The sequence below is a fragment of the Segatella copri genome (genome assembly GCF_015074785.1).
GTDB lineage: Bacteria > Bacteroidota > Bacteroidia > Bacteroidales > Bacteroidaceae > Prevotella.
This window is the reverse complement of the sequence record NZ_CP042464.1, coordinates 1903889-1929822: the sequence shown is the minus strand read 5'-3', so window position 1 is coordinate 1929822 and position 25934 is coordinate 1903889. Positions and strand designations below refer to the sequence as shown.

Below are 25934 nucleotides of genomic sequence, written 5' to 3'. Positions count from 1 at the left end.
TTTATTTGAAATTCTTCTGCAAAGATAGTGATTTATTTCGGATTATCGCATTTTTATTCATATTTCTTATGGAAAATCAGCAGACAGATGGCTCCTGCCAATGCCATCGGCACACCGATAAGGGCAGGGAAGTTGTATCCTAATCCCATCGCAACAGGAATACCACCGAGGAAAGCTCCCATGGCGTTACCCAGATTGAAGGCACCCTGAATGCAGCAGCCGCCCAGCATTTCGCCACCCTTGGCATGCTTCACGATGAGGAATTGCTCAGGCGATCCTATGCCGAAAAGACAGGCGCAGCAGATGAACATCAGCACCACAGATACCCAGCCGAAAGGGGCGAGGAAGAAGGTGAGCAGAAGTGCCGCTGCTGCCAGAAACTGGAGATAACAGGTAAAGCGACCCGGCTTGAAGCGGTCGGCAAGCAAGGCACTCACCTGATTGCCTACTACCATTCCGCCGCCTGCAAGAATCATCAGCAGAGAGATGCTGGCTGCGCTGAATCCGCCCTCCATCTGAAGCAGCGGCGAGATATAACTGAACCAGCAGAGAATGCCACCATTGCCCAGGAAGGTAGCTGCGATGATGAGCCACGGAGCCTTGTTGCGGAGAAAATGGAACTGTGCCTTCATACCGTTGTTTGGCAGTGCTTCTACATCCGGAACCCATCTGTGAATCATGTATAAGGTGATGAGTCCGAGCACGATACAGCTGACAAAAGGTACTCGCCAGCTGAACATGTGACTCAGGAAGGTTCCCACCGGCACACCCAGTAGGTTGGCCACCGGCATACCTGCACACATCATCGCCACGGCATTGGTTCCCTTACCCTCTTTGGCAATCTTCACCGCCACGATGGTACCCGTTCCGAAGTAGGCGCCATGAGGCAGACCTTCTATAAAGCGGGCGCAGAGCAAGAGCCAGTAGTTAGGTGCTACTGAGGCGATGACAGCTCCGAAGGTGATGAGCGAAGCCAGGAACATCAGGATATTCTTGGGTCTGTATTTATGCATGAGAATCAACGAGAAAGCTCCGGCGCAGACGCCGAGTGCATAGATGGAGATGAGATGTCCTGCTTCTGGGATAGAAACGTTCATGTTGTGGGCGATGTCTGTGATGATGCCCTCGATGATGAATTCAGCGATGCCCAAGGTAAAGGTACCCAGCGCGAGTGCAAATAGTCCTTTTTTCATTTGTTCTTATGAGTCAATATTATCCTTAAAAAATAGTTTCTCTCTTATTTTATGTCTTTGTAAGACAATTTCTTAAGCCTTTTTTACATATCCTCCATCGACAATCCTTGGTATCCGATATCGAATTTCTTGAATTTTCCTGTAGCCTGGAAGAAATGCTCGGCTTTATCTTTTAAAATGCCGATATTTATATCCTTAGCTTGGCGTTTTACCTCATAAAAAATAACTGGCTCTTCGCAAATTTTGGTGCACATAGTGCTAAAGCTTAAGCGCAACCTTTTTCTCCAACAAGGTGATGGAGGCTCGTCCTGCCATAATTCGTTTTACTGTTTTTATCTTGCATACCGTTCCTTCAAGAATTCCATTGTTCCATTTGCTGGTAATGGAATTCTTGATGGCCTGGTAGTCGTCAAGCAAACCCATGGCAAACTTTTCTATTCCATCCACCCCACATCCAATGGCCATATTTATCCATTTGTATAGTCCCATTTTGTTCTCTCCACTCAATATCCCTTGAAATGTGGAGACAAAGTATTTCAAATCATACATGTTTTTTTGTTGCATGAAAATCTTGACAGATTCCGTCTTTGGTCTTGAATTAAAGTGTACAATTGCGTTCCAAAGATCATGCTCTTCCATTCGTATGCTTTCTTTTGATAGAAATTTCCTCATTCTTTCTTTGTACTCCCCATATTCATTTTTCCATTTCTCCCTCAGAATGGACAGCAACATTTTCATTGCATACTTTTTCCCCGAACCATGAACGCCCTTGACCACACCTGAGTATTCCAAAGTCTTTTTCTCTAAGATTCTATCTGATATGTACTTCACATTTTTATATACCCATAGTTGGCTAGGGTTGAGAAAACTCTCATAAGTTGCATCTAGCAGTTTCTTAATCTCGCAACTGCTATAGCCTGTTTTGTCATGGATATCCTTTATAGAGAGCTCTTGATTTACATGCATTTGAAGACACAACTTCCGCTTAGCCAATGTTTTAGCTTTTTCCACGTCTTTACTCATTGAGTCCAAAGATGCATAAATACCTTGTAGCACCCAGGATTGATCTAAGACTGGAGGTTTGGGACCAATTTCACTTTTGTCCAACAAACGTTTTCTTTCATGCAAGAAGCGGCTTTGGACTTGTGGGAAAAGTGCTTTCGTCAAATTTTCCATAATATGGAATTTGTCTGCGACAACAGTTGCTGCAGGAAGAGCCTTCTTTATAGCCTTGATGTAACACTTGCCCCTATCGCGAGTGATGGTGGACACATGATGATAGAGGCTCAGGACTTCAGCGACCTTTTCGGAGTCTCTAGAATCAATCAATTCCAACACTTGACCAGTGTCATGATTGACGATGGCACTACCATACGAATAGCCTTTCCTTTTAGCAAAATCGTCTATACCAATGTTGGTTGCCGTCCTATCTGAAGCTAGTTTTATATTCTTGAGATGATTGATACATGTGTTGGGGCAGCAATGTATTCCCATATCCGACAATATTCTGGAAGCTGAGACTGATGACATCTGTAAGTGCACTTGGTTCATTAGTCTTGTACAGTCAATGGAAAATCTAGCATACTTGTTGAGCCAATCGGGCTGTTGCTCTGTAAAGAAATGACCATCGGCCTTACAGTGAAATTTACGCATATACAAAATCAGTGTAAAACGTTTTCCACCGAGCGGAGGCATGGTTACTTTCCTTTTTTGCCAGCCACGGGTATGATGTGTCTCGATATGGCAACGATCACAGCAAGCGCAAGTAGACTTGCTTTTTAGCGTCAGTGCCACTTCATCCTCTGTGATGGTATAGTTGATTATAACGAAATTAGCAAAGTGGGGGATGAGGAAAGCAACGAGGTTTTCTCCCACTTCAAAAGCATTTAATTTTAAATCCGTTTGGTTGTTTCCTAAATTTTCTGTACCTTTGCAAATGTTAGCGATTGTCTCCATTGTAAGTCTTATTTTTTGAACACTAATAAACTTACATTTTTTGTCGGACAATCGCTAACATTTTATGTAAAACTTTCTTAAAGAATTCTGCAGTTGGGCATTATGTGCACCAAAATTTGCGAAGAGCCAAATAACTTTCTGCTCCAGTTCATCGGCAGCGATAATATCGATTTCATTCTCTCCCTTTCTGTCCCACCAGGAGGCTATCTGGGTATATTCTTCGCTCTCTATCATCTTGGCAATAAAATATCTTTCCAGAACCTTGCCGGTGTATGTGGTGTAGCTCTTATCCATGACCATTTTTAGTTTTTTATTGGCGCCAACCTCTATCATGTAGCCATATTTGTAGATGTAGCGAAACCAGACGCGAAGGAAGTTGTCTTCTATCTGATAGCGAATGTTGCGATTGGTCTTTTGGAACATCGGTATATAACGGGAGATCAAGCTATAGTCGTTCTCCAGTTTGGTGAGATAGCCCGAAAGTTCTATTTTCATGATGCTTTCTATTTCACCACGGGTTGTGTAGCCTGAAGCGATAAGTTGCAGTATCTCGAAATAGCGGGCATAGTCTTTGCCAAATTCTTCTATCAGCATATTTTTTCCTTCGTAGATGAAATAAGAGTTTTTTGCAATAAACCGCTCTGTCATCTGTTCCTTGGTCGTGGCTCCTGCATCCATCATCATTTCTACATATTCTGCTACTCCGCCTGTATAACTGTAGAGAGCCAGTAGGTCATCATTGGTATAGGCAGAATTATATGTAGAGAGAATTTCCTTAATGACAGAAGGAGGAAATGGAGTGACTTTTATTTCTCCAGTCTGCCTACCATAAAGAGGTTGCTTGTTATTTTTAAAGATGATGTTCATAAGTGAATAAACAGAACCGCAAACCACGAGATTGATGTGAGCTTCCTGTTTGTTAAGGTCCCATATCTTTTGCATATCTGAAAAGATAGATGGATTAACCCGCTTGAAATCCTGAAACTCATCAATGATGAGAGTGATAGGGCGAATCTTGGATAGTTGAAGCAGATATTTAAAGATGTCAGCAAAGCGTGTTACTTCACCGAGAATAGGAAGCTGAAATTTGCTCGTCATCTCTTCGATAAAATCTCTGCAGAGTTCTGCTTCTGATTTTCTTGCAACAAAGAAATACAGCATATCCTGAACATCCTCGTATGCTTTTATCAATAAGGATGTCTTACCGCTACGTCGGCGTCCGGTTACGATTGTAAAACGGGCCGTTTGCAAAGATAGATTTCTTATCTCTTGCAATTCTTTTATTTCGTTTTGTCTTCCAAAGAACTTCATATTTCTATAATTTTACAGTTTTTTTTGATGTTATTTTTCGAAACCGCTGTTTCGGAAATGGCGGTTTCGAATGCAAAGGTAATAAAAATGCCTGAATATCAGCTTGCTTGTTTGCTAATTTAAGTTTTTTTATTTGTTTGTGTGCTTCTTGTTTTTCCGAAATGGCGGTTTCGAAAGTAAAAATGATCCTGTGAGCAAGATTGTTGCGAATAAAAGATATTATGATGCTAAACTACGTTTCTTCTACACATACTCATTGCGTACTGAAACCCGAGAGTCTGAGGCAGGAGATGATTGGTATCTTAAAGGATATAACGAAGAGTTATGAAACCGGCGAATGCCTGAATGGGGAGGAGTAAAGACTTGCAAAAAAGAAAAACCGTTAAAGGTAATTAATTTATGGGGGTATTAGCTTCATATTCTGATGGAAATGCTTAATTTTGCAACTTGAGAAAAGAAAGGTGCAAAAAATAGGTATGAAACGTTCGCTCAACATATTGATGGCTTTGATGCTCTCGCTCATGGTGGTTTACTTGAGCGTGGGTACTACCGTCATGCACTGCCTTCATTATGACAAGGTGATGGTGGGTATGGTGACTGACTGTTGCGTGAAACGTAGCATGCACCATGATTGTTGCCGAGGTAAGCTGGGCGCACAGGTGAACAAACATTGCATGGAAGTGGAGCTGGTGAAACTATCGCCTACGGTCTCTATCCAACACTTGGATTTCGATGCAGCACCAGTGTTTGCAGGCATCGCGCCAGCCCTTTGGCAGACGTTGCCTCGTCCTGTTATCTGTAGCATTCAGAAGGCAAGATATTGGAATCTGAATGTTCCGCATTCGCCTCCAAGGGCTTATCTTGCCCTCCTTAACTTCCTGATTATTTGATTTTTCCATATTTGCAAATAGGTTGCAAAAGTTTTTCTGTACTTTTGCAGCCAAGATTGTCGTATGCCTATCCCTATCAGTAAAATCTTAGGGTTGCATACATATATAAAATGGTAAAATCATCCGGAGCGAAGATTTAAGATTCGGATAAAAGGAAATATATTTATGTATTCAAGATATATATTGCTCAGTGCCTTGCTGGTTATTGGTGCTGAGACTTATGCAAAAAACAATAAGACAGAGGTTGTGTCTCTGTCATCATCATATAATAATTCTGTAGAAAATAACTCTGTAGATTCCTCCACTCAGGATTCCATTTTTAAGGACAAGACCTTGCAGGAGGTGAAGGTGGTGGCTCGTAAGTCGGGCACTTCCCGATTGGCTGGTGCCGTGAATGGCATCGCTGTGAACAAGGATGAGCTCTTCAAGGCGGCTTGTTGCAACCTGGGCGAGAGTTTTACGACCAACCCTTCGGTGGATGTGGCTTATAATGATGCCACGACGGGCGCAAGACAAATCAAACTCCTCGGTCTTTCGGGCACTTACGTACAGATGCTCACCGAGAATCTGCCGAATTTCCGTGGTGCAGCCATCCCTTACGCCCTGGGCTATGTGCCGGGACCTTGGATGAAAGGCATTCAAGTATCCAAGGGTAGTGCTTCGGTGAAGAATGGCTATGAGTCGATTACAGGTCAAATCAATGTGGATTACTTGAAGCCAGAGGATGAGCAACAGGTGGAGGTAAACCTCTTTGGTGATACCAAGAGCCGAATCGAAGCAAACGCCGATGCCAACGTTCATCTGTCGGATAAGTGGGCAACGGAGATATTGTTGCATCATGAGAATATCCTCAAAAACCATGATGACAATGGCGATGGTTTCTATGATATGCCAGGCAGAGAACAATATAATGTACAGAACCGTTGGCTGTATAAAGGCAAGCACTACATCTTTCATGGTGGACTTGGGGCTTTGAAGGAGATTCGTACCAGTGGGCAGGATGAGGAACATGTTCATAGTGATGATATTTATCGAATCAAGCTCCATACCAACCGTTATGAGGGTTATATGAAACATGCCTTCATCCTCAATCACGAGCATGGTACCAATATTGCCTTCATGTCCTCAGCTTCGATGCACCAGCTCGATGCCCAGTATGGCAACAGGTTCTACGACCTCAATGAGAAGAATCTCTATGGCTCACTGATTTTTGAGACCAATTTTACTCATCAGCACAATTTGTCGGTAGGTTTGAGCGTCAACCATGATTACCTGGGACAGCGCGCCAATGTGAATGTTTCTCCAAGACCGACAGTAGGGCAAGAAAACTCTCCTTATCTTTTGTCGGAGATGCAGAGAATGAACGAGAAGGAGACGACTCCAGGAGCATACGCCCAATACACCTATACGTTAGGCACGAAGTTGACAGCGATGGCAGGTGTCCGTTTCGACCATAGTTCGCTTTATGGCAATTTCTTCACCCCTCGTTTCCACGTGAAGTATTCGCCTGTCGATGCCATCAGCATCCGCTTATCAGCAGGTAAGGGCTATCGCACGGTATTTGGCTTAGCAGAGTACAACTATCTCTTGGCGAGCGGCAGGGAGTTTCAGATTACGGGTGATGGACTTAAGCAAGAGGAGGCTTGGAACTATGGTATAAGTACCGCTTTCTACATCCCGATGTTTGGCAAGACACTGAAACTGAACGCTGAGTATTACTATACCGACTTCAAGAATCAAGCGGTGGTGGATTATGATGCCAACAAGGGGCTTATCTCCATCTGCAATCTGATGGGCAAGTCTTATTCGCACACCTTCCAGATAGATGCCTCTTATCCATTGCTGAAGGGCTTGGAGATAACAGCGGCTTATCGTCTGAACGATGTGAAGTGTACCTACGATTATGGCAAAACCTTGAAAGAAAAGCCATTGACCAGTAAGTATAAGGCGCTCTTCACGGCATCCTATAAGACTCCACTTGGCCTATGGCAATTTGATGCCACCGTGCAGTTGAATGGTGGAGGCAGAAATCCTGAGCCTTACCAGTTGGCAGATGGAAGCCAGTCATGGTCTCCTCGTTTCCATAGCTTCGGGCAAGTGAGTGCGCAGGTTACGAGATGGTTCCGCCATTGGAGTATCTATGTGGGAGGCGAAAATCTGACTGGTTTCAAGCAGAAAACTCCTATCTATGGTGCCGGCAATCCATGGGGAAGCGATTTCGAGCCAACCTTGGTTTGGGGACCTGTAGAGGGCAGGATGTTCTACGCAGGAGTGAGAGTACACTTTTAATTGAAAATGTTTAAAGTAGAATGATTAAAGCAAATAGAAAAGTTATGAAGAAAATTTTAGTAATGTTCACAATGATGATGGTGGCAATGGTAACCTTTGCCAAGGACATCAAGACTGTAGTGTTCACCACAACCCCACAGATGCACTGTGAGGCTTGTGAGAATAAAATCAAGAGCAACCTTCGCTTTGAGAAGGGAATCAAGAGCATTGAGACTTCTGTGCCAGACCAGACTGTCACAGTACAGTATAATGCCGACAAGACAACCCCAGAGAAGCTCCAGAAAGGTTTTGAGAAGTTTGGCTATAAGGCTCGCATCCTGAAAGATGGCGAGAAGGTTGAGAAGAACACTGGGGAGAAGTGTGATTTGATGTAATTCCTGCTGCTTTGGTTAGGAGAGGTTGTCTAGCCATGGATAATCTCTCCTGAGCCAATTCTTTTATTTCGTTTTGTCTTCCAAAGAACATCATATTTCTATAGCTGAGACCACTTGAAAAAGAAAGACCTGTTTTAAATGTTTATATTTCACGAAAATAATCTCTGCTTTATGCCGTTTTTTGGCAAGGGTTATGATGGACTTGCTGATTGCGATTATAACCAGGGCTTATAATGCCTAAAAGGTTATTCAATATTCAGTATTCAGTTTTTTTCGCGATAGTTACCTTTTTCATGGTTATAAATTGTAAGTAATTATTTTATATTATATATATATTTATATATAATATACTATCTATACAGAGAGTGGTAACAACAGCGAAAAAAACTGAATACTGAATACTGAACACGTTTCCTGCAAATAGGTTATTACTTTGTAATATGCTGATTTATACAGCAAAACATAGTTTTCTATGCCACAAAACATAGAGATGCACCGCATAAACATAGAGTTTGTTTTTTAAGCTAACTTTCAAATCGTAAGTTTGCTGAAAATCGCTCCTTATCACATGTCTAAATTTGGTAGATACCAGATTTATTCGTATCTTTGCACCAGCAATCGAAGGAAATGCCTTAGGTGCCTGAAGGCGGTCTTCTATTAAGACCAACACGGGTCATAAATGATGGCAGGCGCCGGTCATCAATGAAGACCCCGAAAACGGCAGGAACGGGGCGTTCTGGGGAGTTGCAAAACAAAGGACTCTAAACATACTACAAACGACTATGATTAATTACAGCATCGTAATGCGTAGCGTGAACGCAAATCTTCTGGAAATCAACCAGGCTAAGTCACGCATCAACCAGGCTAAGAAGGAGGGTACAACTCCTGATCCAAAGGACCTGGAACTCGTGAAGACTGAGAAGCAGAATGCTTTCGCCATCTCGCAGTACACTGACATCATGACCATCGAGAAGTTTGCCAAGCACATCACTTCACATGGTAGTGTTTATTCGAGAGCCGACATCAGCGCCATCCTCTACATCGCCGTAGACTGCATGCGTGAGATGTTGCTTGAGGGCAAGAAGATTCGTCTGGGCGACCTCGGTGATTTCTCTACCCTTCTCACCTCAAAGGGTGCTGAGGATGCTGACAAGTTTACCTCGCAGAACATCACCGGCGTGAAGGTTCAGTGGGAGCCAGGTCAGGAGTTCAAGAACCTTCGCGATGACGCCGAGTTCAACCTCGTAGCCAGCCGCAGTGCTCAGGCAGCCGTTATCAAGGCGATTAAGGAGGGTAAGACCAACGTTGACCTCAACGCCCCAACCACTCCGGATAATACGCCAGGCGGTTCTACCCCAGGCGGTTCAAACACCGGTCAGACCGGCAGCGACGGCCAAGGCTCTGAATCAAGCGGCGGCACTACCGGCAAGGACGATACTGGCGACGGCCTTGAATAGCCCAAGGATAGACTGGCTAGGGTGCTAGCCCCTAGCCCAGCCTATCCGCCCCCAAAAATTCAACATTCAACACTCAACATTCAAAAAAATGAAAGCGAACACTTGGAAAACAATTCTTCAGATAGCCATCAGCATACTGACCGCTATCGCTACTACGCTCGGAGTAACGAGCTGCATGGGATAAAGAACATGGAGTCTACCTTATTATAATAAGCAGACTCAATCATAAATGAAAAACGACCGCTCACTTCAATACGAGGAGAGCGGTCGTTTTCGTTCTACCGAGAATTCCGGTCATTAAGGTCACGGTCATTTTCGGTCATTAAGGATTTTTGGGGGTTCAAAATGCGAATACACTGTGTGCGCAATTGATTACCGTTGAGAGTGCCCCGAAGGTTATGGCAATGGCTATGTAATAGTTTTGCTCTATCGTTTTTATATTCCTTCTGTCAGGAATTTGCGAAGATGCAGGTGCGTGATGCCGTCATCATCATTTTTGGTGAGCAGAGGGGTCATGGAGATAACGTACTTCGGGTAGTTGTCCTTGATGGCACGGAGATTGCCAAACTCACGCTCTCTGGTTGCATCGTCGGCTATGATATAGGAAGCTTGCACGTAGATGCGTTCGCCTCCTGGCTTGGTACAAACAAAGTCGATTTCTCCAGCTTGCAGTTGGCCTACATAAACTTGATAGCCCAAGCGTATGAGGTTCTGATAGATGATATTCTCTATCACTTTCTCGATGTCTCCTTCACGTGTTCCCCCGGCAATGGCATTTCTAATGCCGTTGTCTTCAAAATAAAACTTATCGTTGGTTTCAAAGATACGTTTGCCGTGGATGTCATAGCGGTTCACCTTGTGTAGGATATAGGCTTCACAAAGGAAGGAAATGTAATTGATGATAGCCGTGGACGTTATAGATTCGCCTTGTGATTTCATATATTTGGCGATACTGTTGGCGGAAATCAACTTACCGGTGTTGTCTGCGAGAAAACGTACTAAATTCTCTAAGAATGGCACGTTTCTTATCTGGTTGCGCATAATGACATCCTTAAGTAAGACGGTATGGTAAATATCCATTTGATATTCACGTGCATCATCCTCTTCAAGACCTATCTTTGCCAGACCAGGCAGACCACCATACTGAATGTACAGAGCAAGTGCTTCGTCATTATCTGATAGTTGATGAAATTCCAGAAACTCGTTATAGCTCAGCGATTGGATATAGATTTCCTTATATCTGCCACCGATGAGTGTGCTCAGTTCATTGCTCAGCATGCGAGCATTGCTACCTGTGATGATAATGTCGGTGTTGGGTTCTGTGCGATAACTTCGGATGGAGCGTTCAAATTCCCTGATGTCTTGTATCTCATCGATAAGGATATAGTTATGTTTATCGGATAAAAAGTGCTCTCCGATATAGTCGTTGAGATCCTGATAGGTCTGAATGTTGTCAAACTCTCTTTTCTCCTTATCTATAAAGATGATATTGTTGCAGTCATCTGCCTTCTTGCGGTCACGAATCATTTTCATCATGCAGCTTTTACCTACACGACGTTGACCTACTAATACGATGATGGTCTCCTTTCCAAGATACCTTTCTATCTTGTCGATATATGATTGACGAATAATAGTTGCCATATTTTTATCATTTATAAATGAAATTTTCTGCAAATATACGATTTTTATCTTTTATAATGGATGAAAATCCTAAATATTTTGCTTTTATCTTCTATAAAAGATAAAAAATGACGTTTTATTCTCATTTTATGATAATCATAAAGTGATTATTTATCTTCCTTAAGATACCAGTCTTTGATGTAGCCGGAATAATGCTTGGCAAACTCCTCGGCTTGTCCTGGAGCGCAGACCTTTACTTTCCTGGCTGGAATACCCGCCCAAATCTCATGTGCAGGAACCTTGGTGCCATGGGTAACTACAGCACCTGCAGCAATGATAGCTCCTTCACCGATATCAGCCTTATCTAGCACGGTGGCATTCATACCGATGAGAGCACCTTTTCTAACGGTAGCTCCATGAACGATGGCACCATGTCCCACTGATACATCATCCTCCAGAATGCAAGGCATCGTACCGGTTTGATGGATGCAGGCGCAATCCTGCACATTTACCCTGTTTCCACATCTGATGGCATCCACGTCAGAGCGCAATACCGCACTATACCAGATGCTGCAGTCATCACCAAGGATACAGTCGCCGGTCAGTACGGCATTCTCAGCGATAAAACAATTCTTTCCCCATTGAGGAGTCTTTCCCTCTACTGTCTTTATAATAGCCATATTGAATATATATTTAAATTTGGGTGCAAAGGTAGCAAAAATATTGAAATCATACGCAGCATTTATACAGAAAAAGGGTTGTAATCCTCGAAAAGATGGATTGCAACCCTTTATACCTTATTATATATAAGAGTTAAGATAACTCTATCATATATTCATTTGTGGAAGCTGATTACAGCTGAGCCAACTCTACAACCTTATCTACTGCAGCGCTCAAGCCGTCCTTGTTCTTACCGCCAGCCTGAGCATAGTGAGGCTGACCGCCACCGCCGCCCTGAATCAACTTGGCAGCTTCGCGAATCATCTTACCTGCGTTCAAACCGTGATCCTTAACCATATCATCGCTGAACATTACGCTGAGCATAGGCTTGTCGTTATAAACAGAACCTACCACGCAGATCATGTTCTCTGGCAATGCCTCACGAACCTTGAATACCAAATCCTTGGCAGCTGCTGGCTCCATTGGCAATACGGCTGTAACAACCTTCACACCATTGATTTCTTTTGCATTCTCTACAAGCTTATCCTTGGCACGCTCTACAGCCTGAGCCTGGAACTTCTCAACATCCTTCTTCAAGGCATCGTGCTCGTCGATGTACTTTCTGATGACACCTTCGAGATCCTTGGCGTTGTTGAACAAACCCTTCAAGGCTACGATGGTATCCTGTAAGCCGTAGATAGCCTCCTCGCAAGCCTTGCCTGTCAAAGCCTCGATACGGCGGATGCCGGCTGCTACGCTGCTCTCAGAGATAATCTTGAAGAAACCAATCTTACCTGTGCTCTTGGCATGAATACCACCACAGAACTCAGCAGATGGACCGAAGCGAACCACACGAACCTTGTCGCCATACTTCTCGCCGAAGAGGGCGATAGCGCCAAGCTCCTTAGCCTCCTCGATAGGAGTATCGCGGTGCTCATCCAATGGATAGTCGGCACGGATCATCTTGTTTACCATGTGCTCTACCTTGCGGAGCTCCTCATCAGTTACCTTCTGGAAGTGAGAGAAGTCGAAACGCAAGGTGTCCTTATCTACATAAGAACCCTTCTGCTCTACGTGCTCGCCCAAAACCTGCTTCAGGCAGTAGTCGAGCAAGTGGGTAGCTGTATGGTTGGCTGCACTTCCCTCGCGGTTCTCGATATCTACGCAAGCCATGAAATCAGCGTTTACATCCTTTGGCAACTCCTTTACGATGTGGATACTCTGGTTGTTCTCGCGCTTGGTGTCGATAACCTGGATGGTCTCATTCTCGCTAACGAGTACACCCTTGTCGCCAACCTGTCCACCCATCTCACCATAGAATGGAGTGTTGTCGAGTACCAACTCATAGAAAGAGTTCTTCTTCTGAGTCACCTTGCGGTAGCGCAGGATGTGGCACTCATATTCTGTATAGTCGTAACCTACGAAGTTCTGGTCACCTTCCTTCAAAACCTCCCAGTCGCCATTCTCTACGGCAGCAGCATTGCGGGCACGCTCTTTCTGCTTCTTCATCTCCTCGTCGAAGCCTGCAGCATCTACGGTGTAACCATTCTCACGGCAGATAAGCTCTGTCAGGTCGAGAGGGAAACCGTATGTATCGAAGAGGCGGAATGCGCTCACGCCGTCAAGCTGAGTCTCGCCATGAGCCTTGAGCTCGTCCATATCGCCATTGAGGAGGTTGATACCCTTCTCCAAGGTGCGGAGGAATGAATCCTCTTCCTCTTTCATCACGCGGGTGATGAGCTCCTGCTGAGCTGGCAACTCTGGGAAGGCTGCACCCATCTGCTCTACCAATACATTGACGAGCTTGTACATGAATGCCTGCTTCTGGCCGAGGAATGTGTAAGCGTAACGTACGGCACGGCGCAAGATGCGTCGGATTACGTAACCTGCCTTGGCGTTGCTTGGCAACTGACCATCGGCGATAGAGAAGGCTACGGCACGGAGGTGGTCGGCGCAGACACGCATAGCGATATCAATCTTCTCCTGCTCATCCTTGCCCTCGCCATTCTCACCAGTAGGAGTAGTGAAGCCATACTTCTTGCCAGAGATAGCCTCGATTTCCTTGATGATTGGCTGGAAGATATCTGTATCATAGTTAGAGTGCTTGTCCTGCAACATGCGAACCAAGCGCTCGAAGCCCATACCTGTATCGATAACGTGCATTGGGAGAGGTTCGAGAGAACCATCAGCCTTGCGGTTGTACTGCATGAACACGATGTTCCAGATTTCGATGACCTGAGGGTTATCCTTGTTTACCAACTCACGGCCTGGCACCTGAGCCTTCTCCTCTGGAGTACGAGAATCCACGTGAATCTCTGAGCAAGGACCGCAAGGACCTGTTTCGCCCATCTCCCAGAAGTTGTCGTGCTTGTTACCGTTGATGATGTGGTCGGCTGGCACGTGCTTAGCCCAGTAACCTGCAGCCTCGTTGTCGCGTTCCAGACCTTCCTCCTTGCTACCCTCGAATACGGTAACATAGAGATCGGCAGGGTTGAGCTTCAAAACTTCAGTAAGATACTCCCATGCCAAATCAATGGCACCCTCCTTAAAGTAGTCACCGAAGCTCCAGTTACCGAGCATCTCGAACATGGTGTGGTGGTAAGTATCGTGACCCACCTCTTCGAGGTCGTTGTGCTTACCGCTTACACGGAGACATTTCTGAGTATCAACACGACGAACATCCTTGCCTGGGTCTTTTGTACCGAGGATGATGTCTTTCCACTGGTTCATACCAGCGTTTGTAAACATCAGCGTTGGGTCATCCTTGATAACCATAGGTGCTGATGGAACAATCTTGTGGCCTTTACCTTCGAAGAATTTCTTGAAGGATTCGCGCACTTCATTAGCTGTCATCATATCTTTTTTATATTTATCTTTAATTTCTTTTTCCTGTTTTGGAGAGGGGATTGAGAGTCCTCTCAGAAAATATTTTTGCCCTTTAGGGCATTTTCTTCCGAAAATCTTTGCAAAGATAAGAAGAATTGTTTAATTTTGCAACTAAATTAATTATTTTTGAAATTAAAGACGGAAAAAATGGCAATAATTCCAGATAAAACAACGAAATTGTACTATTCTATCAAGGAAGTAGGTGAAATGTTTGGTCTAAACGACTCTACGTTGAGATATTGGGAAAAGGAGTTTCCTTTTCTCAAACCGAAGGTTGCTGGCAACAAAGTGCGCCAGTATACCGATAAGGATATTGAGCAGGTAAGGCTCATCTACAACCTTATCAAGGTGAAGGGATTGAAGATTGCGGCTGCCCGTAAGTATCTGAACCAAAACAGAACGGGTGCCGAGAAATCTTCTGAAGTTCTCGACACCCTTATTTCTGTAAGAGACCAGCTCAAAGAACTCAAAAAGCAGCTCGATGGACTGGTTTAAGACTTTGAGCTTTGAACTTTGAGCTTTGAACTTTATGATTAGTTGAAAGGTTAGGGGATGGTGGGTTACCACGCTTCTTCGCCGAAGACATTCTTGATGGTAACTTTAGCAGCTTCTTTCTTGCTCAGCTGATGGCTCCAGGCTACTCTGCCCTTGGTGGCGGCACCTGGACCATGGTTCTTGTACTCGCTATATTCTGTCGTTTCTTCGTTCTTAGAGTTGTTCCAGTTGTGCCAACCCTCAGGACGGATGTGGCTGCCCATCTCGCAATTCATGAAGAGAGTCTTGGCGAACGGACGCCAAGGACGACCCAGATATACTTTCTTTACACCATCGGCTGCTGTTAATCTGCACTTGTTGAACACATAGCCGTATTTCTGACCGGCTGGGCTTGATGCGGCTGTAATGTAGCTGTCGGCCTTGCTGTGAATCTCACAATTCTCAAACCATGCCAGACTAGGACCGAAGATGAAATCGGTGGTACCCTCGATGTAGCAGTCGTAGAAGGCGATGCGAGAGCCTGCTCTGCCTGTATATACGGTGTCCTGATTTCCCAAGAGTCGGCAGTTCTGTACCAGAATATGGTCGCCTTCGATGTGGAGAGCCACTGCCTGTCCCAGTTTGGCGGCATTGTTCTCGATAGTGATATTCTTCAGCGTGATATAGTTGCCCTGCACCTTGAGGGTGTAAGTGCGGAAGGTGCCCATCTTCTTGCCTTTGGCTGCTGCCTCGGAGTCAAGACCGCCGATAGGCATCAGGATGTTGGCGTGGTCATCCCAGGTGATGATAGTCTGGTCACGGTCTTCACCGCAGATGGTGATGTTGGTGAGCCAGGTTGGGATGATGAGCTTCTCCTTGTAAACTCCCTTCTTTACATAGATTACCTTGGTGTAGTCCATGAAGGCGCGGCACACTTCGATGGCCTCGTCGATGGTGCGGAATTCGCCTGTTCCGTCACGGGATACTACCAGGGTATCTGGGTTGTCATACTTGTTGGCTGCTGCCAGAGGCAACAGGGTCAACATCATTAAAAATGATAAGAATAATTTTTTCATATTGTTTTTAAGCTTGTTGTTTTGAATCTGTTTTATAAGATGTTGAAATCTGTATGATTTCATAGAGAATCGCCAGGTTTAAAATCCGGCGATTCTCTATTATTTATCTTTTCTTTATTATCATAAACTCCTAACTTATAGGATTCTCTGTACTTCCTGCAGATCATCAATATTTCGGAGTTGATTCATAATGGTTTTGACTTCTTCGCGGTCGTGAATACGGAGTTCGATTGTTCCGTCGAAGATGCCGTTATCACTACTGATTGTTATCTTGTGGATATTGATACCCAACTGGTCGCTAATCACCTTACTTACATCCAGCAGCATGCCCTTACGATCGATACCCTTGATTTCGATGGTAGCATCGAAGAGTATCTGCTTGTGCATATCCCATTTGGCATCTACGATGCGGTTGCCGAAACTGGACTTCAGTTTGGCTGCTATGCTGCAAGAGCGCTTATGTATTTCGATGCGGTTCTTGTTGTCGATAAAGCCCATAACGTCATCGCCAGGAATCGCATGGCAGCAGCTAGGGAAGATAAACTGGTTGATATTCTCCTCGGTCAGGATGAGTGGCTTCTTCTTGTTGAAGTCTTTGCCCACCACGAAAAGATCCTGAGGTTTTACGATGCCTTTTTCTGGAGCCTTCTCCTTGCTCTTGCCCAGGAATGGGATATAATTGCGCCAGCTGCTGGCCTGCTGTTTCTTAGGCTTGCCCTGCAACTCATCGAAGTCTTTATCGCCCAGGATAATCTGATGGTCTCCCAATGACTGGAAGAGGGTTTCAGGCTTCTGGATATTATGAAAATCGCATAGGCGGTCTACCACCGACGCACTCATCTCGATGCTGTTCTTCTTGAGCCATTCGGTGAGTATGTTTTCTCCCTTCTTCTGAACCTCTCGTGAATCGCGGCGCAGGATGGCAAGAATCTTGCTCTTTGCCTTGGCCGAACTGACGAAGTTGACCCATTCTTCCTGTACATGCTGGCTCTTGGAAGTAAGAATCTCAACCTGGTCGCCACTTTGCAGCTTATGGCTCAGCGGAACCAGCTTATGGTTTACCTTGGCTCCAATGCAGTGGCTGCCCAGGAAGGTATGAATCTGGAAGGCGAAGTCGAGGGCAGTACAGCCTGCCGGCATCGTCTTGATTTCTCCCTTTGGTGTGAAGACGAAGATTTCTGAAGCATAGAGGTTCAGCTTGATGGCATCGAGGAAGTCCATGGCATCCGGCTGCGGATCGTCCAGAATCTCCTTGATGGTGCTGAGCCAGTCGTTCAGCTCGTTCTCATCTTCTGTATATTCACCTTCGTTTCCTTCTTTGTATTTCCAGTGGGCAGCAAATCCCTTTTCTGCTACCTCGTCCATACGGTCGGAACGGATCTGCACTTCTATCCATCTTCCCTGCTTACTCATCAGGGTAACGTGGAGTGCCTGATAACCGTTTGCTTTCGGATGGTTCAACCAGTCGCGCAGACGGTCTGGATGGCTCTTGTAGATTTTGCTGATGGCTACGTAGATATTGAAGCATTCGTTTACTTCGTTTGCTCTCACCTTTGGCGTAAAGATGATGCGCACAGCAAGAATGTCGTAAATCTCATCGAAGGTAACGTGCTTGTTCTGCATCTTGTTCCAAATAGAATAAGGGCTCTTCACGCGTGCTTTGATTTTGTATTCTACGCCTAACTTGTCGAGTTCTTCGCGGATAGGTGCAGTAAAACTCTCGAAGAGGGTATCGCGCTGCGATTCGGTATCGGCAAGCTTGTGCTCAATATTGGCATACTCCTGTGGATGGTCGTAGCGGAAGCTGAGGTCTTCGAGTTCGGTCTTGATTTTGTTCAAGCCCAATCGGTTGGCGAGAGGTGCATAAATATACAAGGTTTCGCCCGCAATCTTGTATTGTTTGTTGGCCGGTTGCGATTCCAGCGTGCGCATGTTGTGCAGGCGGTCGCAAATCTTGATAAGGATAACACGGATGTCATCGCTCATAGTGAGCAATAGCTTTTTGAAGTTTTCTGCCTGTGCGGATGCCTTATCGCCGAAGATTCCACCACTGATCTTGGTGAGTCCATCAACGATTTGTGCCACCTTGGCTCCAAAGATGTTTGAGATATCTTCTACTGTGTAGTCGGTATCTTCTACCACATCATGAAGCAGTGCGGCACAGATGCTCGTTGAGCCGAGCCCCATCTCCTCGCAGGCTATCTGAGCCACGGCGATAGGGTGCATGATATATGGTTCGCCCGAGAGGCGGCGCACACCTTTGTGCGCCTGTCGGGCGAAGTTGAATGCCTTGGTCACTATATCTACCTTCTTGCGGTGTCGTGAACTCAGGTAGGTGTCAAGCAGGTGTTGAAAGGCATCGCCAATCAACTGGTTATCAGCCTGCTCTCTTTCGAGGTCTTTCAAGTTCTGGTCATCCATAGTGGGTCCCTCCAATAAATAATGTTCTTAATTAGACTGAAAAAACTACAGCGTACGTAGTTCTTTTATTTCACTTTGATTTTCTTTCCGGCACGGATACTGTTACCCTTGATGCCGTTCAGTTTGCGCAGTTTCTTAACGGTTGTTCCGTGGCGTGCTGCTATTTCAGAAAGGGTATCACCATTCTTGATGGTTACACTCTTGCTGCCTTGTTTTCTGTTTCTGCCTCGCTTACTGCTCTTCTTGCTGCGTGAAGAAGCGCTGTGGCGACTGTAGCTGCTTCGTGGGCGGCTATAGGTAGGCTGTGCATCGTTGACATCTACTGTAGCGCGCTTCAGGAAGAGTTCATCGGCTCTGTAAGCACAGATGCTGTCCTGCTGGTCGATGAAACTACCGATGAGGGTAGATGGAAGACGTAATACCATCGGATGGTTCAATCCGTTGATGATATCATGACGATACTGTGGATTCAGATTGCGCAGGTGCTCGATGTTGATGTTCAGCACTTTGGAAATCTGCTCCAGGTGGATATCTTTTGATACTACGATAGTGTCTGTCTTTACTGGCAGTTCGCTTACCATAGGGCAGATGTTATGATCGCAGTAGTAGTTCATGATGTAGTTGGCAGCGATGAAAGCTGGTACATATCCACGTGTTTCCTTTGGCAGATATGGATAGATGTTCCAGTAGTCGGCGTTGCCTTTTGCACGATGGATGGCCTTGTTGATATTGGTTGGACCGCAGTTGTAAGCTGCAATCACGAGACTCCAATCGTCGAATATTTTGTACAGGTCGCTCAGATAGTGAGCGGCTGCATAGGATGCTTTTACCGGGTCGCGGCGTTCATCGATGAGTGAGTTTACTTCCAGTCCATATCGCTTGCCGGTAGGCAGCATAAACTGCCATAAACCTGTGGCACCAACGCGTGATACTGCTTTAGGGTTGAGTGCCGATTCGATAACTGGCAGATATTTCAATTCCAGTGGCAGGTTGTAAGCCTCTAATGCCTCTTCGAAGATAGGCATGTAGAAGTTACTTGCTCCCAACATAAAACTTACCGAACGGCGTAGTTTGCCGCTGTATCGGTCTATGAATTTCTGTACAACCTCATTGTATGGCATTTCGATGATGGTAGGCATTCTCTTCAGACGGTCGATATACACTTCCTTCTCGAAGACAGGGTTTACATCGCGGTATTTGCAGGTTGTATCTGCCATCATGTAAGTCTGTGCATTGTAAAGGTGGAGCAGGCTGTCGAGGTTATCTTCCATTCCCTCAGGTACTTCGATTTCCTCCTGCTTTCCGTCTTTGTCGGTAACGGTGATGATATCATCGTTATCTGTTTCTTCTGTAACGTCGGTTTGGGCATGAATGCCTTGTAAGCTGAACAGCATCGCTGCTGCCATGACTAGTATTTTCTTCATATTGATGTTTTATCTCGTCTATGTTTCTAATTTCTATTTTGCGTTATAATATATATAGGTGTATTCTAACTCCTCACTCATTAAAATGTGAGTGAGCAACTTACGCCGAGGCTTCCAGACCGCAGCGGATTGGCAGTCTTGTTGCCGTTATTCAGCATGGTAGGCTCTATTCTGAGCGAGAGATCATCGGAGATGTCAAATTCCGAGAGCGATGCATCTACGTAGGCATCAATCACAGAGAAGGCATAGATGCCTATCATGACGAAGGTTCCCAAGTCTCTCCAACGGCGATATTTATCTTTTCGCTTGCGGAAGATTTCCTTATAGCGTTCTATGTTCGATTCGTTGATCTGGGCGCCCAAGTGCAGAAACTGATTGTAGCTCTGGGTGTTGGGGTCATCGTCCATAATATCCATGTAGGCTTGCGAATAGTCGTGATACATCTGGTTGTTCCAGGTGATGGCGTATGTACAGCCTACGAAACCGCCATAGATGAAAGGCAGTTTCCAATATTTGCGATTGTATATCTGTCCGGCACCAGGTAATACAAGTGCCAACCACATGGCACGCTTGGTATCAGGTCGCCAGGTTGCCCAGTTGCGCTTTTTGCGTACAGGCTTTGCTGGTTGGGTGAGGCTTGCCAGTTTGCTGCTGTCTTGTGCGGTAAGCATCGAGTCGATGGCTATTTTTGCCGAGTCGGCTGATGCAATGGTTGGCACATCGGTCACTTGTTTTTTTTGTTTCGACTTCTGTGCCTGTGCGCCCATCGGTGCCAGAAGCAGCAGGGTTGCCAAACAGATTTGTGATATACTGAGTTTCACTTTTATTCTTGCTTTAACTGATCGAAAACATTCATGATGTGCTCCAGCTCCTCTTCGTTGGCGAATGGAATGCTGATTTTTCCCTTGCCCTTAGCAGAGCAGGTGAACTGCACTTTGGTATTGAGAAACTGTGACAGGCGGTTTTTGAGTTGTGTAAATTCCTCAGGCATCTGAGCCTTAGCCGTGATGGTTTTCTTACCGCTCTCGATGTCTTCTCCGCTCTTGAGTCGCTGTACCATCTCTTCAACCTTTCTTACTGAGTAGCCGTTCTTCTGTATCTCCTTGAACAACTTGATTTGCAGCGAAGGTGAGTCGAGGGCCAGTAGGGCACGGCAATGACCCATGTCGATTTCTTTCTTCTGTAGTGCCATCTGCACCTGGGCAGGGAGTTTGAGCAGTCGCAGATAGTTGGCGATAGCTGCACGGCTCTTGCCCACACGTTCTGAAATTTTCTCCTGTGTCATACCCTCGTTTTCCAGAAGGTGTTCGTAGGCGAGTGCTATTTCTATGGCGTTGAGGTCTTGGCGCTGGATATTCTCTACGAGCGCCATTTCCATTACGTTCTCATCGCTGATGGTGCGGATGTATGCAGGGATAGCTGTCAGCCCCGCAAGTTGTGAAGCGCGCCAGCGGCGTTCACCGGCGATAATCTGGAATCTGTTTTCTGAAACCTGTCTTAAGGTGATAGGCTGGATGATGCCTATGGCCTTGATGCTTTCGGCGAGCTCATGTAGGGCTTCGTCGTCAAACTCCCGGCGTGGCTGATTGGGATTCGCCTCAATCTGGTCGAGAGGAATTTCATTGATGGTACTGCTGCCCTGGGTGCGCACTCCCTCGGTAGAGATGAGGGCATCGAGTCCGCGTCCTAAAGCGTTACTCTTTGTACCGTTGTTGTATTTCTTGTGTACTGCCATTTTTTTACTTTTAATTTTGGACATTGAACTTTCTAAAAGGGTTCAATTTCCAAATCTTAACTATTCTTGTTGATAATCTCCTTTGCCAAGGCCAGATGGTTCTTGGCTCCATTGCTTTCTGCATCGTAAAGGATAACTGGGAGACCATGGCTCGGACTCTCGCTCAGCTTCACGTTGCGCTGGATTACGGTCTTGAACACCAATTCCTGGAAGTGGCGTTTCACCTCGTCGTATATCTGGTTGGCAAGGCGTAGACGACTATCATACATGGTGAGCAGGAAACCTTCTATCTCGAGTTTCGGATTCAGCTTGCTCTTGATGATCTTGATGGTGTTGAGTAATTTGCTGATACCTTCAAGAGCGAAATATTCACATTGGACTGGGATGATGACACTGTCAGCTGCCGTCAACGAATTGACGGTGATGAGGCCGAGCGAAGGCGAACAGTCTATCAGGATGTAGTCGTATTCGTCACGGATAGGCTGCAGTAATGTCTTAATCACCTTTTCGCGATTTTTGAGATTCAGCATTTCTATCTCGGCACCTACCAGGTCGATATGACTAGGAATGATGTCGAGTCCATCAATGTCGGTGGTGTAGATGGCATCGCGCACGTCTGCATGGTCGATGATGCATTCGTAGAGCGAGCAGTCTACCTCGCTGATGTCCACGCCCAATCCACTGGAAGCGTTTGCCTGTGGGTCGGCGTCCACTACGAGTACAGTTTTCTCTAGCGTGGCAAGCGATGCTGCCAAGTTAATGGTGGTAGTAGTCTTTCCTACACCGCCTTTTTGGTTAGCTAATGCGATGATTTTTCCCATTTTCTTAGTAAATTTTCGGCAAAGATACAAAAATATTGTGAGAAAGTCGCTATCTTTAAAGGTTTTTTCGTACTTTTGCACCAAAAAGAAAGATATTTTTATGGAAAATAAGAAACCGTTAGTATTAATTTCGAATGATGATGGCTATCATGCCAATGGAATCAAGACCCTGGTGAACTTTCTGAAAGACTGGTGCGACCTGCTGGTTGTAGCACCGGAAAGTGCCCGTTCGGGATTCGCCTGTGCCTTCTCGGCTACTACTCCCTTGCGCCTGAAGCGTCGCCACAATATGGGGAATGATGTTGAGGTTTGGTCATGTAGCGGCACACCGGTTGACTGTGTGAAACTGGCGTTGGATCAGTTTCTTGCAGATCGCAAGCCTGATCTGATTATCGGCGGTATCAATCATGGTGACAATTCGAGCGTGAATAATCATTATTCGGGAACTATGGGCGTAGCTAAGGAGGGCTGTATGCAGCATATTCCAAGCATAGCCTTCAGCAGTTGCAATTATGATGAAAATGCTGATCTCACTCCTTTGCGCGATGGGGTGCTGAAGGTTGTTAAGATGGTGCTGGAGAAGGGATTGCCAGAATATACCTGTCTGAATGTCAACTTCCCGGCTTTGCCTCCGTTCAAGGGTTTCAAGGGTTGCCGGATGACTCATGGCTCCTGGATCAATGAGGTGGATCATCGCACTCATCCGCATGGATATGATTATTATTGGATGGTGGGTGAATACCGTAATGACGAACCGGAGGCAACGGATACCGACCAGTGGGCTGTGAATCATGGTTACATCGCTATTACCCCAACTAAGATTGATGTAACGGATTATGATTGGTTAAAGAATTTTGAATTATGAAGTATTACCTGATAGTAGGCGAGGCTAGTGGAGATTTGCATGCCAGCAGATTGATGCGCTCGTTGAAAAAAATAGACGAGTTTGCTGAATTCCGTTTCTTCGGTGGTGATTTGATGGCTGCTGAAGGTGGCACTCGCGTCAAGCATTTTAAGGAGTTGGCTTATATGGGTTTTGTGCCTGTACTGCTACATTTGGGTACCATCTTTTCGAACATGAAGAGATGCAAGGAAGATATTGTGAAATGGAAACCGGATGTAGTGATACTGGTAGATTATCCGGGATTTAATCTCAAGATAGCTAAGTTCTTGAAAAAGAACACCAATATCCCTGCCTGTTATTACATTTCTCCTAAGATATGGGCATGGAAGGAGTGGCGGATCCGCAGCATTAAACGTGATATTGCTGAACTCTTCTCAATCTTGCCATTCGAGGTGCCGTTCTTCGAAAAGAAGCACCGTTATCCTATTCACTATGTAGGTAATCCTACGGCTCAGGAAGTAGGGGAGTTCAGGTCGGGATATCATCAGAGTTTTACGGAATTCTGTCAGGAGAATAATCTTGACACCTATCGTCCTGTTATCGCTTTGCTGGCAGGAAGCCGTCTGCAGGAAATCAAAGACAATCTGCCGGCGATGATTGAGGTGGCTGAGCGTTTTGAAGATTATCAGATGGTGCTTGCCGGTGCTCCTTCGATAGACGATGCTTACTATGAGAAGTTTATCAAAGGTACACCTGTCAAACTGGTGCGTAACAAGACTTATCCGCTCTTGTCGCATGCTACGGCAGCTCTTGTTACCAGTGGTACTGCAACTTTAGAGACGGCTCTTTTCGATGTGCCTCAGGTGGTATGTTATGAAACGCCTGTACCTCATCTCATCCGTTTCGGTTTCAAGCATATCATCAAGGTGAAGTTTATCTCGCTGGTGAATCTTATCGCCAATAAGGAGATTGTGCCGGAGATGCTTGCCGACCGCTTTACGGTTGATGGTATTGCCAACGAACTTTATCAGATTCTTCCGGGAGAACCTGGCAGGGATAAGATGTTGGCAGAATATCAGGAAGTTCGAACTCAGTTAGGCGATAAGGTTGCGCCGGATGAGGCTGCGGGCATCATGTTTGATCTTCTGGTTAAGCGTAGGGAAATGCTTCTCCGTATGGCTCGTGAGCGTGCTGAAGCTGAAGCCAAAGCTGCAGCTGAGGCTGCAGAACGTGCGCGACAGAAGGCGATAGCTGAAGCCGAGGCTGCTAAGAAACGTGCCGAAGAGGAAGCTTTGGCGGCGCAGAAACGGGCAGAAGAAGAGGCTGAACTGGCAAGAATAAGGGCAGAAAAAGCCCGACTGGCTGCTGAGGCTAAGGCACGTGAGGCTCAGCAGCGTGCTGCCCAGGCGCAGCATGAGGCGTGGGAAGCCCAGAAGGGTGAACGCTTTGAAGAAGAACAGGAAAAAGGTGTATAGCTTTTTCATGGGTCATCGCAAGTACTTACGTGATCCATCGGAGCTACTTGCGTTTTTATGGTATATGAAAAAGAAAGGCAGGGGTTCTTTGAGGAATCCCTGCCTTTCTTTGTGCTTGACCAAACTATAGGCTTGGCCTTTATCTCATAAAAGATGTATTATCCAAACAACTGGATGGTGTATAGGTAGATTACTGCTGCCGGTATCGCCATGAGCGAAGAGTCGAAGCGGTCGAGCATGCCTCCATGTCCTGGCAGGATGTTGCCACTATCCTTTACTCCGAGGGTACGCTTGAAGAGGCTTTCTACCAAATCGCCCCATGTGCCGAAGAATACCACAACCAGACCTAAACCTTCCCAACCGAGAATGCTGAGACGGTGGGCTTCCCCATCATTGGCAATATAGCCGATAATGCCTGCTGCTATCAGTACGAATATGCCTCCGCCTATGCTGCCTTCCCAACTCTTGGCTGGACTGATGCGAGGAAAGAGCTTATGCTTGCCGAAAAGCGAACCGCTGCAATAGGCACCGGTATCATTGGTCCAGAGGAAAATGAAAATGCTCAAAGGCAACAGCATGTCGTAATGTATCTGACCATCGAAGGCTGATGTCTCGAAACTCAATACATTGATCATCGAGAAAGGCAAGGCGATGTACAACTGAGAGAGCATAGTGTAAGCCCAATCGTTGATGGCATCCTTATTGCCCGTATACAGTTCACTGATGAAGAGATAGAGGATGGTGAGCAGATAAGGTACGAAAACCACGAAATTGCCCACAATGCCCATGCGGAAACCAGCCACGGCAAGGAAGAAGTAAACACCCGCCACGGTGCTGATGAAACGGTTTACCGTAACATTCTCCTTCTGGTTAACTAATCCGCAATACTCCCAGATGCTCAATCCTGTAATGAGGGCGAACAGGATAACCATTGCCCTGGGATTGAGAAAGCAAGATACCATACACACCACGAAAAATACGCCTGTGATGGATCTTATCACTAGATTCTTCTGTTTGTCAGTCATATC

Annotated in this window: 20 protein-coding genes and 1 pseudogene; 8 read left to right on the top strand and 13 right to left on the bottom strand. The window is 45.7% G+C overall.

From position 1 onward, the window contains the following. Positions 1 to 53: 53 nt before the first annotated feature. From FO447_RS08385 to FO447_RS08375, 3 genes are all read right to left on the bottom strand, one after another. Entirely contained in the window at positions 54 to 1193 is a 1140-nt protein-coding gene (locus FO447_RS08385) for an MFS transporter (RefSeq protein WP_117728933.1), read from the bottom strand. A gap of 258 nt (positions 1194 to 1451) precedes the next feature. Further along, on the bottom strand, positions 1452 to 3149 hold the full coding sequence (locus FO447_RS08380; protein ID WP_118082171.1) for an ISL3 family transposase: 1698 nt from the start codon (positions 3147 to 3149) through the stop codon (positions 1452 to 1454). 54 nt (positions 3150 to 3203) lie between these two features. Then, complete coding sequence (locus tag FO447_RS08375) at positions 3204 to 4460, bottom strand: ATP-binding protein (RefSeq protein ID WP_200756036.1); 1257 nt, start codon at positions 4458 to 4460, stop codon at positions 3204 to 3206. 476 nt (positions 4461 to 4936) lie between these two features. On the opposite strand from FO447_RS08375, the gene FO447_RS08370 reads away from it, so the two are divergent. The 5 genes from FO447_RS08370 to FO447_RS08350 all read left to right on the top strand — a co-directional run bounded on the left by FO447_RS08370 (position 4937) and on the right by FO447_RS08350 (position 9654). Continuing rightward, positions 4937 to 5350 (top strand): hypothetical protein, encoded by a 414-nt coding sequence (locus tag FO447_RS08370; RefSeq protein WP_118417108.1) that lies wholly within the window; start codon positions 4937 to 4939, stop codon positions 5348 to 5350. A 165-nt stretch (positions 5351 to 5515) separates the two neighbouring features. Beyond that, positions 5516 to 7639, top strand: a complete 2124-nt coding sequence (locus FO447_RS08365; protein ID WP_200756035.1) for a TonB-dependent receptor plug domain-containing protein — start codon at positions 5516 to 5518, stop codon at positions 7637 to 7639. A gap of 44 nt (positions 7640 to 7683) precedes the next feature. Then, the gene (locus FO447_RS08360) at positions 7684 to 8013 is read left to right on the top strand and encodes a heavy-metal-associated domain-containing protein (protein ID WP_117693922.1); all 330 of its coding nucleotides are present in this window, start codon (positions 7684 to 7686) and stop codon (positions 8011 to 8013) included. A 782-nt stretch (positions 8014 to 8795) separates the two neighbouring features. Continuing rightward, the gene (locus tag FO447_RS08355; RefSeq protein WP_200756034.1) at positions 8796 to 9470 is read left to right on the top strand and encodes a DNA-binding protein; all 675 of its coding nucleotides are present in this window, start codon (positions 8796 to 8798) and stop codon (positions 9468 to 9470) included. A gap of 88 nt (positions 9471 to 9558) precedes the next feature. Then, a complete protein-coding gene (locus FO447_RS08350; RefSeq protein ID WP_153072405.1) occupies positions 9559 to 9654 on the top strand; it encodes a smalltalk protein in 96 nt (31 codons plus the stop codon). Between the two features lie 251 nt (positions 9655 to 9905). Here the strand turns inward: FO447_RS08350 and FO447_RS08345 are convergent, their stop codons facing one another. From FO447_RS08345 to alaS, 3 genes are all read right to left on the bottom strand, one after another. Then, complete coding sequence (locus FO447_RS08345) at positions 9906 to 11111, bottom strand: ATP-binding protein (RefSeq protein ID WP_117691731.1); 1206 nt, start codon at positions 11109 to 11111, stop codon at positions 9906 to 9908. 146 nt (positions 11112 to 11257) lie between these two features. Then, positions 11258 to 11770, bottom strand: a complete 513-nt coding sequence (locus tag FO447_RS08340) for a gamma carbonic anhydrase family protein (protein WP_117691729.1) — start codon at positions 11768 to 11770, stop codon at positions 11258 to 11260. Positions 11771 to 11942: 172 nt separating this feature from the next. Further along, complete coding sequence (gene alaS / locus FO447_RS08335; protein ID WP_200756033.1) at positions 11943 to 14606, bottom strand: alanine--tRNA ligase; 2664 nt, start codon at positions 14604 to 14606, stop codon at positions 11943 to 11945. 177 nt (positions 14607 to 14783) lie between these two features. Between alaS and FO447_RS08330 the strand changes: the two genes are divergently transcribed. Beyond that, the gene (locus FO447_RS08330; protein WP_022121419.1) at positions 14784 to 15131 is read left to right on the top strand and encodes a MerR family transcriptional regulator; all 348 of its coding nucleotides are present in this window, start codon (positions 14784 to 14786) and stop codon (positions 15129 to 15131) included. A gap of 65 nt (positions 15132 to 15196) precedes the next feature. Here FO447_RS08330 and FO447_RS08325 read toward each other — a convergent pair whose 3' ends face one another. From FO447_RS08325 to FO447_RS08300, 6 genes are all read right to left on the bottom strand, one after another. Beyond that, a complete protein-coding gene (locus tag FO447_RS08325) occupies positions 15197 to 16186 on the bottom strand; it encodes a pectinesterase family protein (protein WP_200756032.1) in 990 nt (329 codons plus the stop codon). Between the two features lie 135 nt (positions 16187 to 16321). Further along, on the bottom strand, positions 16322 to 18607 hold the full coding sequence (locus FO447_RS08320) for a RelA/SpoT family protein (protein WP_118066048.1): 2286 nt from the start codon (positions 18605 to 18607) through the stop codon (positions 16322 to 16324). A 65-nt stretch (positions 18608 to 18672) separates the two neighbouring features. Next, complete coding sequence (locus FO447_RS08315) at positions 18673 to 20031, bottom strand: lytic transglycosylase domain-containing protein (protein ID WP_118078744.1); 1359 nt, start codon at positions 20029 to 20031, stop codon at positions 18673 to 18675. A gap of 80 nt (positions 20032 to 20111) precedes the next feature. Further along, the gene (locus tag FO447_RS08310) at positions 20112 to 20798 is read right to left on the bottom strand and encodes a DUF5683 domain-containing protein (RefSeq protein ID WP_117691774.1); all 687 of its coding nucleotides are present in this window, start codon (positions 20796 to 20798) and stop codon (positions 20112 to 20114) included. Between the two features lie 56 nt (positions 20799 to 20854). Continuing rightward, positions 20855 to 21766 carry a ParB/RepB/Spo0J family partition protein gene (locus FO447_RS08305; protein WP_022121424.1) on the bottom strand — a complete coding sequence of 304 codons (912 nt, stop codon included), beginning with the start codon at positions 21764 to 21766 and terminating at the stop codon, positions 20855 to 20857. Positions 21767 to 21822: 56 nt separating this feature from the next. Continuing rightward, complete coding sequence (locus FO447_RS08300; RefSeq protein ID WP_117586026.1) at positions 21823 to 22587, bottom strand: ParA family protein; 765 nt, start codon at positions 22585 to 22587, stop codon at positions 21823 to 21825. 100 nt (positions 22588 to 22687) lie between these two features. Between FO447_RS08300 and surE the strand changes: the two genes are divergently transcribed. Both surE and lpxB read left to right on the top strand, forming a co-directional pair. Further along, complete coding sequence (gene surE, locus FO447_RS08295) at positions 22688 to 23452, top strand: 5'/3'-nucleotidase SurE (protein ID WP_153114148.1); 765 nt, start codon at positions 22688 to 22690, stop codon at positions 23450 to 23452. Further along, positions 23449 to 24588 (top strand): annotated as a pseudogene (gene lpxB, locus FO447_RS08290) (lipid-A-disaccharide synthase); the annotation flags it as partial. The gene surE and the pseudogene lpxB, both read left to right, overlap by 4 nt. 476 nt (positions 24589 to 25064) lie before the next feature. Here the strand turns inward: lpxB and FO447_RS08285 are convergent. Beyond that, positions 25065 to 25931 carry a phosphatidate cytidylyltransferase gene (locus tag FO447_RS08285; protein WP_022121429.1) on the bottom strand — a complete coding sequence of 289 codons (867 nt, stop codon included), beginning with the start codon at positions 25929 to 25931 and terminating at the stop codon, positions 25065 to 25067. Positions 25932 to 25934 lie beyond the last annotated feature (3 nt).